The organism is Phyllobacterium phragmitis, assembly GCF_002980495.1.
GTDB lineage: Bacteria > Pseudomonadota > Alphaproteobacteria > Rhizobiales > Rhizobiaceae > Paramesorhizobium > Paramesorhizobium phragmitis.
This window is the reverse complement of the sequence record NZ_PVBR01000007.1, coordinates 130,926-147,876: the sequence shown is the minus strand read 5'-3', so window position 1 is coordinate 147,876 and position 16,951 is coordinate 130,926. Positions and strand designations below refer to the sequence as shown.

Genomic DNA, 16,951 nt, shown 5'->3' with positions numbered 1-16,951 from the left:
TGTGCTTATTTCACCTTTTTCGGAATATAAGGTGAAACAAAACATAAAAATTCCAATCAGTTGAAAGTATTCGAGGCGTTTTGACAGAAACGCGCGAACCAGTTCAACGCTCATGCCAAGGAGATAATGCGAAACTGCTACATCACGATGACAGCAAGGTGACATGAATAAGGCTATGCCCTTCGTTGCGTCACATGTTCCGTGATCGCCAGGGCAAGCTCCGCCGGATCGACGGGCTTGGCGATGAAACCCGTTGCGCCAAGTTTCATCAGATTTGTCCGCGTTCCGGCCTGATCGTCGGCGGTGAGCACGAGAATGGGGACGGCCGGCATGGTCTGCGCCGCCTCGAACATGCGGATCGCGGTGATTGCGGCGCCGCCGTCCATGCGTGGCATATGCAAATCCATCAACACGATGTCGAATGCCATGCCATCGAGTCTTGCCTGGCGAAAGGCCGTGACGGCCGCCTCGCCGTCAGTGGCGATGGACGCATCATGTCCGGCACGCAGAAGAACGGCGCGCGCCAGTTGCAAATTGATTTCATTGTCGTCGGCGATGAGAACGCGCAGCGGTGCCGTGCCCGGGTCAGGCGCTATCTGCGGCGCCCGGATGGCTTTCCATAAGGGTTCCGGCATTTCGGCGGTCAGGATGCGCAAAAGGCTCGTCGAGCGCACGGGGCGTACCAGAAATGCGTCGAAACCCTGGCGCATGACATCGGGCAAATGGTTCTTTTCCTCGGGCTTTATCAAGATGACGGCCTTGTCCACCCCCCGGGGCTCGCTTTTGGCGTCGGCCTTGCGCGCGCGAAGAAGCGGAGAAAGCGCCTCGGCGAAGGCCATATCGGCCAGAACGGCATCGAAATCCCGTTGTCCGGCCATATCCAGCGCCGTCGGGCCGTCGCGGGCGAAGAGCACTTCGGCACCATGATCGCGAAGCGTCCGTGCCAGGGCGTCGGCTTCGTGGCAATTGGGGCTAAGAAGGAGATAGGCCCTGTCTGCGAGGCAGGGGTTTTCGTCTGGCGCTGCGGCATCGGTGAACGGCAGGGTGAAGATGAAGCGGCAGCCCTTTTTCCATTCGCTTTCGACCGTAATGGCGCCGCCCATCGCCGCCGCGATCTTCTGCGAAATCGCCAGCCCCAGCCCGGCGCCGTCCCGCGATGTCGTCGAGCCGTCGTCCGCCTGCTCGAATTCCTCAAAGATGCGTTCCTTGTCGCCGGGCTTGAGGCCGGGCCCGCTATCGGCAACGCTGAAGACGAGCGAACGTCCATTCACTGAAACATCGAGAAGCACGCCGCCCTCATCCGTGAACTTGACGGCGTTTCCGATCAGATTGAGCAGAACCTGCCTGACGCGGGCCTGATCGATGCCGACCCTTGCCGGCACGTCATGCGAGACATGGCAGCCGAGGCTGATCCCTTTCGCGTAGGCCCTCGACGCCAGCAATTCGGTCACCGATTCGCAAAGCGGCCCGATTTCCGTCTCCACGGATTTGGGTTCGAAATGCCCCGCCTCGATCTTGGAAAAATCCAGGAGGTCTTCGATCAGCAGGAGAAGGGCGTCGCCCGATTGCAGGACGGCATCGGTATAGGCGCGCTGTTCGCCGGTGAGACCTGTCCCGGAGAGCAGTTTCGCCATGCCGATGATACCGTTCAGCGGTGTGCGGATCTCGTGGCTGACGGTGGCGAGGAAGCGCGATTTCGCTTGATTGGCGTTTTCGGCGCGTTGGCGTGCCGCGATCAGAAGCGTTTCCGATTCCAGCTTTTCGGTGGACTCCCAAAGCCGGTCCGCCAGTTCCTCGATCTTGCGGTGCTGCGCCTCGATCTTCTCTTCGAGGGAAATAATACCCCCGGTTTCCAGCGCGCGGATGGCGCGCTGCCAGCCGATGGCACCGGTCAGCGCCGTCAGCCCCGCGAAAATGAATGTCAGCGGCAGCGGCCATTGCGCCAGTGCCGACAATGTCGCCGTCATGCCGAGAAGCGGGCATAAAAGGAGGGCGGCTTTTACCCCGATCGGACCTTTCCAGACATTGCGGAAAATTGCGGCCAGGCGGCGGCCCGCGGAAGCCTGCGGCGGCGGCCCGCCATTGGGCGCAGGCGAACGCTTCCGGGCAGGCGGCAAGGCGCTCGGGGCATTCTGGGCGGTCGGGCCGGCGATGCTCATGCTCCGCCATAACACATGACGGTTCAGGTCCGGTTTCCCGAAACGATCAAATTTTCACAAACGCTGTCACATTGCCGGTCCCCTCCACCGGTCTATTATTGGTCGTTGACCTTGCCTTCGCCCCGTTCGCTTCTCCATGCGATGAGTTCATCGAGGATGATCAATCCGGCGCCGATCGTGATGAAGGCATCTGCGAGGTTGAAGACTGCGAAGGACCATGTCGCGGTGTGGAACAGCACATAGTCGATCACATAACCGTGCAGGCTGCGGTCGATCAGGTTTCCGAGCGCTCCGCCGATGATCAGTGCGAATCCGAACCGCGCGATCCGCCGCTCCGGCGAACTCGTCCACCAGAGATAGAGCACGAAACCGATGACGATGAGCGTCATGACGATCAGGCCGGCACCGCCCATCGACGACAGCATGGAGAAAGCAATGCCGTCATTATGCGTGCGAAACAGCGCCAGGAACGGCAGGATGCCGATCTGCTGATGATAATCCATGCCCGTTTCGACCCAATATTTGACGATCTGGTCGGCAATGACGGCAAAAATCACCACCAAAAGATTCAAAAAAATGGATTTTTTCATCATTTCTCACCCGACCTTTCATCGAGAACCAGCGCCTCGCGCCTGATCTCGAACAGCATGACGCCGGTGGCGATGGCGAGGTTGAGCGAATCGGCGCGCCCCGCCTGCGGGATGCGGGCAAGCCTGTTGCAAGCCGAAGCGAGGCTATCGGGCAGGCCCTGCTGCTCGTTGCCCATCAAGAGGATGACCGGTTTGCCCGCATAGGGAATGCTGCGATAATCGACGGCGCCTTTAAGATGTGTGCCGACGACGAGGCCGGAAAAACTCTTCCGCCAGCCGAGGAAATCGGCCTCGCCTGCGCGATAGAGCGGCAGGGCGAAGACGGAGCCCATCGTCGCGCGCACCGTCTCGATGGAGAATGGGTCCGTGGTATCGCCGATCAGGATAACGCCCTTTGCCCCCACCGCATCGGCGGTGCGGATGACGGTGCCGAGATTGCCGGGATCGCGCACCCGGTCGAGCGCGACATAGACATCGTTGCCCTGCGGTTTGAGGCTGGTGAGCGGTTGATATTTCTGCTCGAAACAGCCGACGACCATCTGCGGGTTGTCGCGCCTGGTGATGGCCGAGATGATTTTCTCGTTGACCTCCAGCACCAGCCCGCCCTTGGCCACCGTTCGCGCCGCCACCTGTTCGACCAGCTTGTTGCCCTTGCCGGCCTTGGCAAAGACCAGCGTGCGGATGCGCCAGCCGAGATCGAGTGCGTCGATGACGAGCTTCAGCCCCTCCGCCAGGAAGACGCCCTGCTGGTCGCGGAATTTCTTCATCGACAGCGCGCGCAGATCCTTGATGATGGGATTGGTCAGGCTGGTGATTTCCTTCACCTGACCTGTTTTCGGAAAATCACCATGGCTACTCATTACGCCACCCAGCGGCTGAAAAGCGATGTGGAAAGCGCGCGCCCGGCGGAGCGTTCGCGCAAGATGAGTTCACCGGATTCCACCCGTCCGCCAAGCCCGGTGAAGGCATCGCGCATCAATTCGTGGATGGCGAAGAACGAGGCGCGGATCGAATAGGCGGTCAGCACCACCGCGAGCGGCTTGCGGGTAAGGATCGAGCGGCAGAGATCGACCATGTCGGGGAGGTTGTCGAACAATTGCCAGACCTCGCCGTTCGGGCCGCGCCCATAGGCGGGCGGGTCGAGCAGGATGATGTCGTAGCGGCTGTCGCGGCGCTCCTCGCGGGCGACGAATTTGGTCGCGTCGTCGCAGATCCAGCGGATCGGTTTGCCGGAAAGCCCCGCCATCTCCTGGTTTTCCCGCGCCCAGAGAATGGCTTTCTTCGAGGCGTCGACATGGGTGACCTCCGCCCCCGCGCGTGCCGCGACCAGCGAGGCGACGCCGGTATAGCCGAAGAGGTTGAGGACGCGGACAGGTCGTCCGGCATTGCGGATGAGACTGTCCATAGTCGCCCAGTGCGACGCCTGCTCGGGAAAGACGCCGACATGCCGGAACGAGGTGAAGCGGCCGAGGAAGGGGATGCCGTCATAGGCGAGCGGCCATGTCTCGCCGAGGGCCAGGCGCGGAAAATGCCAGCGGCCAAGGCCTTCCTCGTCGGTATTGCCGGTGAAGATCGCATCTGCCTTCGCCCATTCCGACTGGTCCCATGCCGGAAGCCAGATCGCCTGGCCCTCCGGCCGCACGATGCGGTAGGGGCCGTATTGCTCGAGCTTCTGGCCATTGCCGCTGTCGAGCAGCGCATAATCCTCGGAAGGCTCGGTTTCGAGGATCAACGCCAGCTTTTCATCGGGCCTGATGCCTTCGCGCCGCGTCAGGACGCGCGGCTGCACGGGTTCGGCTGCAGGGCGTATCTGCCTCTCGGATACCGGCTTTTGCGCGGGCTTCACCCCTGATGCGGCCAATGGCTTGGTAGCGGGCTTGACCCGTGGCGCGCGCGTTCCAGCCGGCGCTTTGTCGCCCCGCTGCTGTCGCTTGTCTTTTCGCTTCGGTGGTTTCACCAGCACATTTCCCTTTGCCTTGGCTCCCTCCTAGGACAAAGCGCAGGCGCGTGAAAGAAAAAAGACATATGGGAATGCCTGGGAAGAACGAAGCAGGGATGTCACGCCGCGCTGTCGGCGGATGCCTTTTCGTAGACCAGGATACCGGCGGCGAGATCCTCGAGCGCCGCCCCGACCGATTTGAACAGCGTGATCTCCTCCGCCGAGCCGCGCCCCTGCACCTTGCCGCGTGTCAGATCATAGAGATCGCCGAGCACATGGCTTTCCGGGATGACACCCGCCTTGAGCGGCTGGACGATATCGCCGCCCTCCTTCAGTGCGCCCTCCCTGGTATCGACGAACACCCGGGCGCGCTCGATGCAGGCATCGTCCGTCTCGCGCATCGAGGGGGCGAAGGCGCCGATCAGATCGACATGCGCGCCGGGCTTGAGGAACTTGCCGTGGATCAGCGGAATGGTGGAAAGCGTGGCGGCGGAGATGATGTCGGCCTCGGCGATCGCCGCATCGCGATCTTCCGCAACGCGGGCACTGAGCCCCTCGGCGGTCAATTGCCTGGCGATTTTCTCCGCGCCCTCCGGGTTGCGGTTCCAGATGGCGATATCGCGGATCGGGCGGACGGCGCTGTGCGCCCGGGCGATGAAGGTCGAGAGCGACCCCGCGCCGATGATCACCAGCCTTTCGGCATCCTCGCGGGCGAGATAGCGCGCGGCGAGCGCCGAAGCGCCGGCGGTGCGCCAATTGGTCAGCCTCTGTCCGTCGATCAGCGCTTTCGGCTCGCCGGTCGTGCCGTCGAGCAGGAGATAGACGCCCATCACGGCGGGCTTGCCGGCTGCGCCATTGTCCGGCGAAACCGTGGCGATCTTGACGCCCATATACCCCTTCGAAGCGTCCGTCAGCGTGGAGAAATCCGACCAGGCGGGCATCAGCAGCAGCGTGGAAGCAGCCCCCTGCGGCCGTTCCACCGTATGGTGATGCCGCACGGGCTGGATCATCCCCTCGCGAAAGGCGCGGTCGAGCGCATCGACCATGTCAGGCCAGTTCAGGACGGCATCGACTTCATCGGCTGATATGTTTTTCATGGCATGTCCGAAGCCGCGAGCGCTTAACGCAGGGCGGGCAATTGTGTTTGGGAGCCGGGTTCGCCGGTTTTCCCGCCCTCGCTCTGTTCAGCACTGTAGCGCAGCCTGTCGGCCTCCGCTTTGCGGGCGCGGGCGAGCTTGCGGTACTTGCCCTGCGTGAACCATGTCACCATGCCGCCGAAAACCAACCCCGCGATCAGCACCCCGAACAGCCAGACGAACAGCGGCGCTGAATAGGACAGTGCCGGGTTTCCCGGGTTGAAGGGATCGAGCGTTACGGTGACATCATGGCGATTGGCGACTGATAACGCGATCAGCACGATGGCCAGCGGAACGAAGACGATGATGGTGACGAGACGGTTTGCCATGGCGTGGTTTACTGATCGTTGTTGTTCAGGCGGTCACGCAATTCCTTGCCCGTCTTGAAGAAAGGCACCCATTTCTCCTCCACGCTCACCGCGTCACCGGTGCGGGGATTGCGGCCGCTGCGTGCAGGACGGTTCTTGACCGAGAAAGCGCCAAACCCGCGCAGTTCCACACGGTTTCCATCCGCCAGCGCACTGGTGATTTGGTCGAATACGGCGCCGACGATGTTTTCCACGTCGCGTTGAAAGAGATGCGGGTTACGGCTGGCGATGATCTGCACAAGTTCCGACTTGATCACGGCGTTCGACCTCCCTTTGCGTGTTGGGTTCACGTTTTTGCGAATACATTAGTATTCGTAGAAACATTAATATTCAACAGCTTATTGGCCTTTGGAAGGCGCCGCGTCGGCACGCCAGATCGAAAGGAGGCCGTTGTTGAAGATGCGGTCCCCCGTCACTTCGCGCAGCAGGCTGCCGCTTTCTTCGGGCAGCCCCAGATACCGCGTCAGCAATCGGGCTGCCGATTCCGAGAGAAAATAACTGGCGCCCGATTTCTCGGGCTTCCATTCGATAACCGAGAGATTGCTGTCCACGCCTTTGCTCTTCAGCCAGTCGACCGCCTGTTCCTCGCCGCCCAATTCATCGACGAGCTTATTGCCGAGCGCCTGCCGTCCGGTGAAGACTGCGCCGTTTGCCAGCGCCAGGGTCTGCGCGTGGTCGAGCGGGCGGCGGCTTTCGACGAGACCGACGAACCAGTCGTAGGAATCCATGATCATGTTGCGGATCATCGCCTTGGCTTCCTCGCTGGCCGGGCTGAAGAAATTCGGCTCGGCCTTGAGCGGGCTCGATTTAATGGTCTCGACCTTGACGCCGAGCTTGGTCAGGAGCTCGGAAATATCGGGATATTGGAACAACACGCCGATGGAGCCGACGATCGAGGACTGGCGCGCCACGATATGGTCGGCGGCGCTGGCGATCATATAGCCGGCGGAAGCGGCCAGCGTTCCCACCTGGGCGACGACCGGCTTCTTCTCGGCCACCTTGCGCAGGGCTTCGAATATGGCTTCGCCGCCGGCTGTCGTGCCGCCTGGCGAATCGACCGAGACGATGACGCCCTTGACGGCGTCGCTCGTGGCGATCTTGTCGAGACGGTCGAGCAACTCGTCATCTTCGAGTATCGTGCCCTCGATCTTGACCTTGGCGATATGCGGTGTGCTGCGCCCGCCGATGCCGCTGGTGAAATGGATCAGCGCCGCGACGCCGAGCGCCACAAGGAGCAGCGTTACGATACGCCAGAAGGTGAGCTTCCGGCGCAGCCGTCGCCGGTCTATGATCGCGTCGGCAGTTTGTGTCATGGCTGTAACCCGTATTCGTTGTTGCGCAAGGCTCTGGACGCTGTATAGACGTTTACATGAAATCGCCAAAAATTTAGCCGCCACCTTAGGGGCAGCTTAACCCCTGCGGCAAGACGTTGTACCTTGTATTTGTTATTCTATCCCAAAATAACCATATTGGGATGTGAATGGGCCCATGAAAATGGTCCGGTTGATCCAGTACGAAAGAATTAGTCGTATGAATGCGAAAAAAAACGACTTGCGCCAGGGAGCCGAGGTTTCCGGGCATGGCGCGGCAGGCGCCCATACGGTGGATTTCGGCGTATCCGAAAAGAGCGCTGCGATTTTTCACGCGGCACAGCGCCATTCCGGCCGCGTTCGCGTGCTGAAGACGGCGCTGCCCATTGCGGCTGTCGCCATCGCCGGCGTCTTCTCGTGGTTCACCTTCCTTTCGACCCCCGCAGCCCCGATCAAGGTCCAGGTCGGCACGACAGGCATGGAGGACGGCAAGCTGGTGATGACCGATCCCAAGCTTGACGGGTTCACCAAGGAAAACCTTCCCTATACGATGACGGCCGCGCGCGCCACGCAGGACGTGACCAATAGCGGGGTCATCACCCTTGAGAACATCGATGCCGAACTTCCCCTGGGCGACAACGACCGCGCCAAGATAACTGCGAAGTCAGGCATTTACGATAATGCTAATGAACGTTTGCAACTCGATAAGGATTTTACTGTTACTACGAGCAACGGATTGACAGCGAAACTGAAGTCGGCGGACGTCAATATTTCAACCGGGCAGATCACCACGGATCAGCCCGTCGATATCCAGAGCGGCAATGCGCACATTCTCGCGGACAAGATGCAGCTCCAGGATAACGGCCAGGTGATGGTGTTCGAGGACAAGGTAAAGCTTGTCATCGCACCGGCAAAAGAGCAAAAGGACGATATTTCGGTTCCGGGTAATGATGGCTGAGGGCATGGGCCCTGTCATGTGCCCGTCCGGGCAGGTCAGGTAGAGGGCGGACATCGGGCGCTGCCGTTTTATAGGGGATGTGAGAATGCAGCGCAGATCGACACCACAAGATGACCTCCGGTCGAAACATCTCGGGCGTAGATTCGGAAGCGCGATGGCGGCAATGGCGCTTTTTGCTGCCGTGGCGGCTGCTCCGGCCCCGGCGCTCGCTCAACAGCAACAGCAGGCCGTTCCGTTTGGCGGCCTCAACTTCTCCAACGGCAAGGAGCCCGTCCAGATAAATGCCGACCGGTTGGAGATGCGCGACAAGGAAGGCATCGCCATCTTTACCGGCAATGTCTCGGTCGTGCAGGGACAGACGGCGCTCAAATCAGGCAAGATGACGGTCTATTATGCCAAATCACCCGAAAACGACGCCAAGTCGGGTGACGCGGCCGCGCAGCCGCAGGCGGCGCCCGGCCTTGGTGCGGCCGGCGTCGATCGTCTTGAGGTGAGCGGCAAGGTATACCTCAAATCCGGTACGCAGGTCGCCACCGGCGATTCGGGTACTTACGATGCAAAGACCCAGACCATGACGCTTCTCGGCAAGAAGGTCGTGCTTTCCGATGGCGAGAATGTCGCCACCGGTTGCAAGCTGACCGCGAATACCGGTACGGGCAGAGCGTTCCTGGAAAGCTGCAAGGGGCAGCCGGGCCGGGTTTCCATCATTCTCGCGCCGAAAAGCGCCCAGCAGCAGGGCAATCGTGCCGGCAGCGCGAAACGCAACTGAGCCGGACCAGACAGTGTCATTTTTTTCGCGTACCAAGACACAGGGCAAGAGTGGCGTCCAGCCGGCCTCGGCTGTGGAATCCGCCAATTCTCCCAGCCCGTCCCGTCCGGGATCGGGTGATCTCAAGCGCCTCAAGGGCACGCTCGTCGCGCGTGGTCTGACCAAGAGCTATCGCGGCAGGCAGGTCGTCAACGGCGTTTCCTTCGGCGTTCGTGCCGGAGAGGCCGTTGGCATTCTTGGCCCAAACGGCGCGGGCAAGACGACCTGTTTCTACATGGTGACCGGCCTTGTCCCGGTCGACAGCGGCAGCATCGAGATCGACGGCTTCGACGTCACGACCATGCCGATGTACCGACGTTCGCGTCTCGGCATCGGCTACCTGCCGCAGGAAGCATCGATCTTCCGCGGCCTGTCGGTGGAAGACAACATCAAGGCCGTGCTGGAAGTCGTCGAGAAGGACAAGAAGAAGCGGGCGAGCGAACTGGACGCCCTGCTTGAGGAATTCCATATCGCGCATCTTCGCAAGGCGCCCGCGCTTTCGCTTTCCGGTGGCGAGCGCCGCAGGCTCGAAATCGCCCGCGCGCTTGCCTCGCGTCCGAACTTCATGCTCCTCGACGAACCCTTCGCAGGCGTCGATCCGATCGCCGTATCGGACATCCAGCAATTGGTGCGGCATCTGACGAGCCGCGGCATCGGCGTGCTCATCACCGATCACAATGTGCGCGAGACGCTGGGTCTCATCGACCGGGCCTATATCATCCATGCCGGCCAGGTTCTTACCCATGGCCGTCCCGCGGAAATCGTCGCAAACCCCGATGTCCGGCGGCTCTATCTCGGCGATCAGTTCATACTTTGATCTGCCGCGGAAGAGGGGAAATTCCTTTTCCGTTCCGCATTCTGCAAAAAAAGAATCAGAAAAGTGCGATTCTGGGCGATTCATCGCGCCAGAACGGCGAAAATTGCGCATTCGGAATTGACAAGCAAGGTTTGTACCAGTTTTGTAAAGAAAAGCCCGCAAAAGTGGTGCAGGGGGAGTAAAGCGTAGGCCATGGCACTTTCGCCAAAGCTCGATTTGCGGCAGTCGCAGTCGCTCGTCATGACGCCGCAACTGATGCAGTCCATCAGGTTGCTGCAGATGAATCATATCGAGCTGGAGCATTTCATCGATCTGGAAATCGAGAAAAATCCACTTTTGGAACGCGTCGATCCCGCCAATGACGATGTTGCATCCGAGAGCCGCGATACGCCCGATGGCGAAAGCCGACATTCCGATTCGCGGGATGATTCGTCAGCTGATCCGACGGGCGATGCCGATGGTTTCGCCTTCGATGGCGGACATGCTGCCAGCGAACGCGAAGAAGGTCTCGATTGGCTCGATGATCGCGGGACGCCGGATTCGGGCGCCATTTCGGAGACGTTCGATACCTCGATGGAGAATATCTTTCCCGACGATCCCGGCCGCTACGAGCAGATCGCGCCCGATCTCGCCTCGCAGTGGAAATCCTCCGGCGGAGACGGTTATATCTGCGGTGGCGGCGAAGGGTTCGATATCGAGCAGGTGACGGCATCCCGCGTCTCGCTGCGCGACCGCGTCGACGAGCAGATACTCTTCGCCTTCAGGGACCCCGCCAAAAGGCTTATCGCCGCCGAACTCGCCGACCATCTCGACGATATGGGCTATCTCAGGGCCGATCTGCACGAGATAGCGGAGCGCCTTGTCACTGAACCGTTGCATCTCGAAGAGGTGCTGGCCGTGCTGCAGACATTCGAGCCTGCCGGGCTTTTCGCCCGTGATCTCGCCGAATGTCTGGCTATCCAGCTCAGGCAGAAGGACCGTTTCGACCCGGCAATGCAGGCGCTTGTCGCCAATCTCCAATTGCTGGCGAAGCGGGATTTCCAGACACTCAAAAGGCTCTGCGGCGTCGATCAGTCCGATCTTCTCGACATGCTGACGGAAATCCGTCTGCTCGATCCGAAGCCGGGTACGCTCTTCGCCGTCGGCGTGGCCAACGCCATTGTGCCCGATGTCAATGTCATGCCCGCGCATGGCGGCGGCTGGGAGATCGAGTTGAACGCCGCCGCTTTGCCGCGGGTTCTCGTCAATCAGGAATATTACATCATGGTTGCGCGCGGCGCCGGGCCGCAGGACAAGGATTTTCTCTCCGAGTGCCTGCAGAATGCCAATTGGCTGACGCGCAGCCTCGATCAGCGCGCACGCACCATCCTGAAAGTGGCGCGGGAAATCGTGCGCCAGCAGGACGGGTTCCTGATGAACGGCATTTCGCAGCTCAAGCCGCTCAATCTGCGGATGGTCGCCGACGCCATCGGCATGCACGAATCGACGGTGAGCCGCGTCACCGCCAACAAATACATGCTGACGTCGCGCGGCGTTTTCGAATTGCGCTATTTCTTCAACGCCGCGATTGCTTCGGCCGAAGGGGGGGATGCCCATTCCTCCGAGGCGGTGCGCCATCAGATACGCCAGTTGATAGATCGGGAAAGTCCCGATTCGATATTGTCCGACGACGCCATTGTCGATATCCTCAATCGCGATGGCGTGGATATCGCACGACGTACCGTCGCCAAATACAGGGAATCGATGAGCATTCCATCTTCGATTCAGCGGCGGCGGGAGAAAAAGGCGATCGCCGCGTCCGCGCGGTAGAAACGCAATGGACGGCGCAACGAGGGAAGGGGTTCGTTAAGAGCTTCTTAAGTTGGAATTGACTTTCGCAACGTCACTCAATAGAAGCCCGCTCGCGCGATGATGCGCGGGCTGTCCGAAGCTGCATGGCCGGAAACGAGGCCAAAGTGAGGGATGCGCGGCAGCAGTGGTTAATCTGAACGGGAAAGTTGATCATATGGTCCGTGCACAATAGTGCCGGATCGCTTTGCTCACACCACGCCTTGTGATTAGATTGGTCGTAAGGTGAAACGCAAACGAGGTATAACCACATGAGTCTGCGTGTATCTGGAAAGCACATGGATATCGGCGATGCATTCCGCATCCGGATCGAAGACCGGATCAGGGACGCGATCGGCAAATATTTCGACGGCGGATATTCGGGCCAGATCACGGTCGAGAAATCCTCCTCCCGCTTTTCGGCAGACTGCATGCTGCATCTCGATACCGGTGCTACATTGCAGACCACCGGTGAGGCACAGGACCCGCAGTTGGCTTTCGACGCGGCTGCGGACAAGATCGAGACGCGCCTGCGGCGCTACAAGCGCAGGCTGAAATCGCACCAAGTCGCCAATAGCAATGCCGTCTATGACGATATTATCTACCGTGTGATGTCTCCGGCTCCCGAGGATGACGAAGATATCCCGGACGATTATGCCCCGACGATCGTCGCCGAAACGTCGGTTTCGTTGCGTACCATGAGTGTCGCCTCCGCGGTCGTGGAGCTCGACCTCAAGGATAGTCCGGTTCTCGTGTTCCGCAATGCGGGCAACAGCCAAGTCAATATCGTGTACCGTCGATCCGATGGCAACATAGGTTGGATCGATCCCTCAACGGTGACCGGGCAGAAAGTGTCCCGCTCCTGAGAGCAACCTTGAGACGTCCACGTCGTTTGGGGTACGTGGACGTCTATATAGTCGGGATCGCAAGATCCCGCATAAAGAAGGAATGGAGAGAATGGATCTCAGCGATCTGATTCAGCCCGCGGCTATCATCCCTGCGCTGAAAGCAAGCTCCAAGAAGCAATTGTTGCAGGTGATGGCCGAGAAGGCCGCAGAACTGACAGGTCTGACCGAACGTGAAGTGTTCGATACCATCCTGCAGCGCGAGCGGCTGGGTTCGACCGGCGTGGGAAATGGCATCGCCATCCCGCACGGCAAGCTCAACAGCATCAAGCGCATCACCGGCATTTTCGCCAGGCTTGAAAACCCGGTGGATTTCGAGGCGCTGGACGACCAGCCGGTGGATATCGTCTTCCTGCTGCTGGCGCCTGAAAATGCAGGGGCGGATCATCTCAAGGCGCTGTCGCGCATCGCCCGCCTGTTGCGCGATCCTGATATGGTGACCAAGCTTCGCGGCACGCACGACGCTCAGGCGCTTTACGCCTTCCTGACCACCCGACCGGCCTCCAATGCCGCCTGAGATCAGGCTGGACGGGTGCGTGACGGAGCGCAACCTCGCCGTCTGTCCAGATTAGCGCGGTTCATTTTTAAATAGAAGCGCTGGCAGGACGCCCCGCGATTCCATCAAAACAGGAATCGCTCTAATCCGTTGCCTCAACGGTACAGAACCCGTTCACCAAATGAAAAAGGGCTGCCTCGGAGGGCAGCCCTTTTGCTTACAGCCAGAGCGGCGGAAAGATTACTGCAGCATTACCGTGCGCAGTTCGTGTTCCTGTGCTCCGGCGAGGATATTGGCGCGCGCATCGGAAAGCACGATCGGCTCGCCATCGGCGCCGAACAGCGCCCAGAGTTCCAGCCCCGGAGCCATTGGCGGCAAGGCCGGGAAGCTGCGTGCCAGATCGTCTGTCCGCATCTTGCGCATATAGGCGACTTCGCCCGCGCCCAGATGCGCGAATTCGGTTTCGGTGAAGATTTGTTTTTCGTTGGTCATTTAAGCCTCCATTTCGAGACAAGTCGGAAGTGACCTTGTCTTCTAGAGCTGTTGCGGCGATCCGCCGGGGCGGGGCTCAATCCTTCACATTTATATCAATACGTTTGATAAGCCGTTCCGGTTCCGGACGGTCCAAATCGATCGAAAGCAGTCCGTTCTGCAATTCCGCGGCGGCGACGCGCATTCCATCGGCAAGCACGAAAACGCGCTGGAACTGGCGCGCGGCAATGCCGCGATGCAAATATTCGCGTTCCTCTTCGTCTTCGTCGGTCTGCCGACCGCGAATGACGAGTTGGTTGTCTTCGGTCGTCACCTCGAGATCGTCATTGGAGAACCCCGCGACCGCCAACGTGATTCTCAGCCGTTCGGGGCCGGATTTGGTGCGCAGTCGTTCGATATTGTATGGCGGATATCCGTCTCCGGATTTGGCAATACGTTCCAGCGTCTTTTCCATTGTATCGAACCCAAGCAGAAGCGGGCTCGAAAACGGTGTCATGCGTGTCATTTGCAGCCCTCGTCAAAGCGACCGTAATCGGAAGAACCCGTTTCGGCATTTCTTCCTTGCCAACAGATATGGTCCGTGAAATCCGTGACTTCAAGAGCCGAATCGCATTCGAAGTCCATCCGCTTTTCCCACGGGCGTGGTGCTTCGGGATCGGATATGGAAAGGAAAAGGCGGCAATGGCGCGCAAGATCATCATCGATACCGATCCGGGGCAGGACGATGCGCTGGCGATTCTTCTGGCGCTGGCCAGTCCTGAACTGGACGTCATCGGGGTCACGGCCGTCGCGGGAAACGTGCCGCTCGCACTGACCGAGAAGAACGCCCGCAAGATCTGCGAATTGGCGGACAGGCCGGAGGCCAGGGTCTATGCCGGCGCCGCACGGCCCCTGATGCGCAAGCTGGTCACGGCGGAGCATGTCCATGGCCGCACCGGGCTCGACGGTCCGGACCTGCCGGAACCGGAAATGCCGTTGCAGCCCCAGCATGCGGTCGATTTCATCGTCGAGACGATATTGCGCGAGGAGGCGGGCAGCATCACGCTTTGCCCGATCGGCCCGCTCACCAATATCGCGCTGGCCTTGATCCACGCCCCGGAGATCGCACCGAGAATTCGTGAGATCGTGCTGATGGGCGGCGGCTTTTTCGAAGGCGGCAACATCACCCCTGCCGCCGAGTTCAACATCTATGTCGATCCCGAGGCGGCAAAGGTCGTTTTTTCCTCCGGTATCCCCATCGTCGTCATGCCGCTCGATGTGACCCATAGGGCACTGACCAAGGCGGACCGCATAGACCGCTTCCGCGCCATGGGCACCAAAGCGGGCGATGCCTGCGTGGCGCTGCTCGAATTCTTCGAGCGCTTCGACGAGGAGAAATACGGCAGCGACGGCGGGCCGCTGCACGACCCGAACGTCATCGCCTATCTCCTGGAGCCGGAGCTCTATTCAGGCCGCTATTGCAATGTCGAGATCGAGACGCAATCGGAACTCACCCTGGGGATGACCGTCATCGACTGGTGGGGCGTCACCGGCAGGCCGAAGAATGCGCTCGTCATGCGCGACGTCGACCATGACGGCTTTTTCGCGCTTCTGGCGGAGCGGATTGGGACACTCTGAGTCTAAACGGGCAATTCCGCCGAAAACGGAATGGCGGGCTGCGCGCCGGGCTTGAGGCAGGCGAAGGAAGCCGCCGTCGCCGCGCGGCGGCATGCGTCCTTCAATTCAAGCCCCATATCGAGGCCGGCCGCCAGATAGCCGCAGAACGTATCGCCCGCGCCTGTCGTATCGACCGGCTTGACCGGATGGGCGGCAACGGCGAATTGTTCTTGCGGCGTGGCGACACGCAGACCTTCCGCGCCGAGCGTCACGATCACGGTGCGGTCCGTCCTTGCGGCGAAATCCGCCATGCGCTCATCGCGGTCTGAACCTCTGAGCTTCAGCCTGTCCGCCGCCAGATCGAACTCCGTCTCATTGGCGATGACGATATCGGCAAGCGACAGCAATTCGGCCGCCTCGTCGCGCCAGGGCGCGATATTGAGGATGGACGTCGTACCGCTGGCGCGTGCCGCGTCGAGCGCGGCCTTGACGGTGGCAAGCGGAATTTCATGCTGGAGCAGCAGATGGCCGCCCGAAAGGCTGGCCACGTCCACATCGCTTTGCGAAACCGTTCCGTTCGCGCCTGGCACGACGACGATGACATTCTCGCCCGATGCCTCGACGGTGATGAGCGCTATCCCCGTTGCCACATCGGCCTTGCGCACCGGAGCGAGATCGATGCCGCCCGCATCGAGAAGCGCCACTGCTTGCCCGCCGAAGGCGTCATTGCCGATGGCGCCCACCATGCGGACCTTGGCGTCCGCCCGTGCCGCTGCCAGTGCCTGGTTGGCGCCCTTGCCGCCCGGCGCCGATTGGAAATCGGAACCCGATACGGTTTCGCCCGGCTTCGGAAGTTGCGCGGTCTTGGCGATCAGATCGAGATTGATGGAGCCGATAACGGTAATCATGGAAAACCCTGTTGTATGATGGGCTGCGTGATGGGCCGGAAAGATGGCCGGAAAGATGGAAAGACGCATATACAGGGTATCGGCGGCGGATGGCCAGAGCCGATTAGCGCCCTTTGGCCGTTGCAAGCGCGCGGCCGAAGGCGGTGGCGAAGCTCTCGCGATCGTCGGGATTGAGGAAGGAGCCGATCGACACCAGCCGTCCTTCACCCTCGACATTCATCGCCGTGATGCCGATTTCGTCATGCCGCGAGACGCGGAAGCGCGTCCAGAAGGGATTGAAGCGATGATCGCGCATGTGGCCCGACGGCGCGATCTGCCTGATGTCGAGCGCGGTGCGCGAGACGGATATTTCTTCCCTGGCCCGGCCCGCCCGGTAGTTCAGGCGGAAGGCGAGATAGACGAGGAAAACGTCGAGGCCGAGAAAGCCGAAGACCGGCCATGCGCCGATGGCAAGAAACAGGATGCCGCTGAAGATCCATCCCGCCAGAAGCGCTGTCATCAGCACCAGGAATCCGGTGCGCCCGAGCGAACGGTGCGGCACCAGAAGGGCGCGAAAGATGGGGGCTTCGTTTGCCTCCGGCTGTGCTCCGTGTGGATGCATCATCTCGTCACAGGCTCCTCGCCTTGCTATGGTCGAGGTTA

19 protein-coding genes are annotated in these 16,951 nt (G+C 60.6%); 7 read left to right on the top strand and 12 right to left on the bottom strand.

The genetic code is table 11. The annotated features are described in order from the left end of the window. Window positions 1–173: 173 nt before the first annotated feature. The 8 genes from C5748_RS11730 to sppA form a co-directional block, all read right to left on the bottom strand. Window positions 174–2,159 carry an ATP-binding protein gene (locus tag C5748_RS11730; protein WP_105742116.1) on the bottom strand — a complete coding sequence of 662 codons (1,986 nt, stop codon included), beginning with the start codon at window positions 2,157–2,159 and terminating at the stop codon, window positions 174–176. Window positions 2,160–2,254: 95 nt separating this feature from the next. Further along, complete coding sequence (lspA, locus tag C5748_RS11725; RefSeq protein WP_105742115.1) at window positions 2,255–2,752, bottom strand: signal peptidase II; 498 nt, start codon at window positions 2,750–2,752, stop codon at window positions 2,255–2,257. After that, on the bottom strand, window positions 2,749–3,609 hold the full coding sequence (locus tag C5748_RS11720; RefSeq protein WP_105742114.1) for a TrmH family RNA methyltransferase: 861 nt from the start codon (window positions 3,607–3,609) through the stop codon (window positions 2,749–2,751). Before C5748_RS11720 ends, lspA begins: the two co-directional genes overlap by 4 nt. Continuing rightward, window positions 3,609–4,610, bottom strand: coding sequence for an RsmD family RNA methyltransferase (locus tag C5748_RS11715; protein WP_105742216.1), 1,002 nt, complete (start codon window positions 4,608–4,610; stop codon window positions 3,609–3,611). The genes C5748_RS11720 and C5748_RS11715 overlap by 1 nt, the downstream gene beginning before the upstream one ends. Window positions 4,611–4,807: 197 nt before the next feature. After that, complete coding sequence (lhpI, locus tag C5748_RS11710) at window positions 4,808–5,785, bottom strand: bifunctional Delta(1)-pyrroline-2-carboxylate/Delta(1)-piperideine-2-carboxylate reductase (protein WP_105742113.1); 978 nt, start codon at window positions 5,783–5,785, stop codon at window positions 4,808–4,810. A gap of 23 nt (window positions 5,786–5,808) precedes the next feature. Continuing rightward, entirely contained in the window at window positions 5,809–6,153 is a 345-nt protein-coding gene (locus C5748_RS11705; RefSeq protein ID WP_105742112.1) for a LapA family protein, read from the bottom strand. 8 nt (window positions 6,154–6,161) lie between these two features. After that, on the bottom strand, window positions 6,162–6,449 hold the full coding sequence (locus tag C5748_RS11700; protein WP_105742111.1) for an integration host factor subunit beta: 288 nt from the start codon (window positions 6,447–6,449) through the stop codon (window positions 6,162–6,164). Window positions 6,450–6,530: 81 nt separating this feature from the next. Next, a complete protein-coding gene (sppA, locus tag C5748_RS11695) occupies window positions 6,531–7,505 on the bottom strand; it encodes a signal peptide peptidase SppA (RefSeq protein ID WP_105742110.1) in 975 nt (324 codons plus the stop codon). A gap of 217 nt (window positions 7,506–7,722) precedes the next feature. On the opposite strand from sppA, the gene lptC reads away from it, so the two are divergent. The 6 genes from lptC (at window position 7,723) to ptsN (ending at window position 13,334) form a co-directional block, all read left to right on the top strand. Further along, complete coding sequence (gene lptC / locus C5748_RS11690; protein WP_105742109.1) at window positions 7,723–8,460, top strand: LPS export ABC transporter periplasmic protein LptC; 738 nt, start codon at window positions 7,723–7,725, stop codon at window positions 8,458–8,460. Window positions 8,461–8,545: 85 nt separating this feature from the next. Further along, window positions 8,546–9,229, top strand: coding sequence for an LptA/OstA family protein (locus C5748_RS11685; RefSeq protein ID WP_105742108.1), 684 nt, complete (start codon window positions 8,546–8,548; stop codon window positions 9,227–9,229). A 73-nt stretch (window positions 9,230–9,302) separates the two neighbouring features. Next, a complete protein-coding gene (gene lptB / locus C5748_RS11680) occupies window positions 9,303–10,085 on the top strand; it encodes an LPS export ABC transporter ATP-binding protein (RefSeq protein ID WP_105742215.1) in 783 nt (260 codons plus the stop codon). A gap of 192 nt (window positions 10,086–10,277) precedes the next feature. Beyond that, window positions 10,278–11,894 (top strand): RNA polymerase factor sigma-54, encoded by a 1,617-nt coding sequence (gene rpoN, locus C5748_RS11675; protein ID WP_105742107.1) that lies wholly within the window; start codon window positions 10,278–10,280, stop codon window positions 11,892–11,894. Window positions 11,895–12,184: 290 nt separating this feature from the next. After that, entirely contained in the window at window positions 12,185–12,778 is a 594-nt protein-coding gene (gene hpf, locus C5748_RS11670) for a ribosome hibernation-promoting factor, HPF/YfiA family (RefSeq protein WP_105742106.1), read from the top strand. 91 nt (window positions 12,779–12,869) lie between these two features. Next, window positions 12,870–13,334, top strand: a complete 465-nt coding sequence (gene ptsN / locus C5748_RS11665) for a PTS IIA-like nitrogen regulatory protein PtsN (protein ID WP_105742105.1) — start codon at window positions 12,870–12,872, stop codon at window positions 13,332–13,334. Window positions 13,335–13,553: 219 nt separating this feature from the next. On the opposite strand, the gene C5748_RS11660 is transcribed toward ptsN, so the two are convergent. Further along, on the bottom strand, window positions 13,554–13,805 hold the full coding sequence (locus tag C5748_RS11660) for a BQ00720 family protein (RefSeq protein ID WP_105742104.1): 252 nt from the start codon (window positions 13,803–13,805) through the stop codon (window positions 13,554–13,556). A gap of 76 nt (window positions 13,806–13,881) precedes the next feature. Further along, the gene (locus C5748_RS11655; protein ID WP_105742103.1) at window positions 13,882–14,310 is read right to left on the bottom strand and encodes an Hsp20 family protein; all 429 of its coding nucleotides are present in this window, start codon (window positions 14,308–14,310) and stop codon (window positions 13,882–13,884) included. Between the two features lie 176 nt (window positions 14,311–14,486). Here C5748_RS11655 and C5748_RS11650 point away from each other — a divergent pair, with 176 nt between their 5' ends. Beyond that, on the top strand, window positions 14,487–15,422 hold the full coding sequence (locus tag C5748_RS11650; RefSeq protein ID WP_105742102.1) for a nucleoside hydrolase: 936 nt from the start codon (window positions 14,487–14,489) through the stop codon (window positions 15,420–15,422). Between the two features lie 2 nt (window positions 15,423–15,424). Here C5748_RS11650 and C5748_RS11645 read toward each other — a convergent pair whose 3' ends face one another. Together C5748_RS11645 and C5748_RS11640 are read right to left on the bottom strand one after the other, a co-directional pair. Then, window positions 15,425–16,309, bottom strand: coding sequence for a ribokinase (locus C5748_RS11645; protein WP_105742214.1), 885 nt, complete (start codon window positions 16,307–16,309; stop codon window positions 15,425–15,427). A gap of 103 nt (window positions 16,310–16,412) precedes the next feature. Continuing rightward, window positions 16,413–16,913 carry a DUF2244 domain-containing protein gene (locus C5748_RS11640; RefSeq protein ID WP_105742101.1) on the bottom strand — a complete coding sequence of 167 codons (501 nt, stop codon included), beginning with the start codon at window positions 16,911–16,913 and terminating at the stop codon, window positions 16,413–16,415. Between the last annotated feature and the right edge of the window lie 38 nt (window positions 16,914–16,951).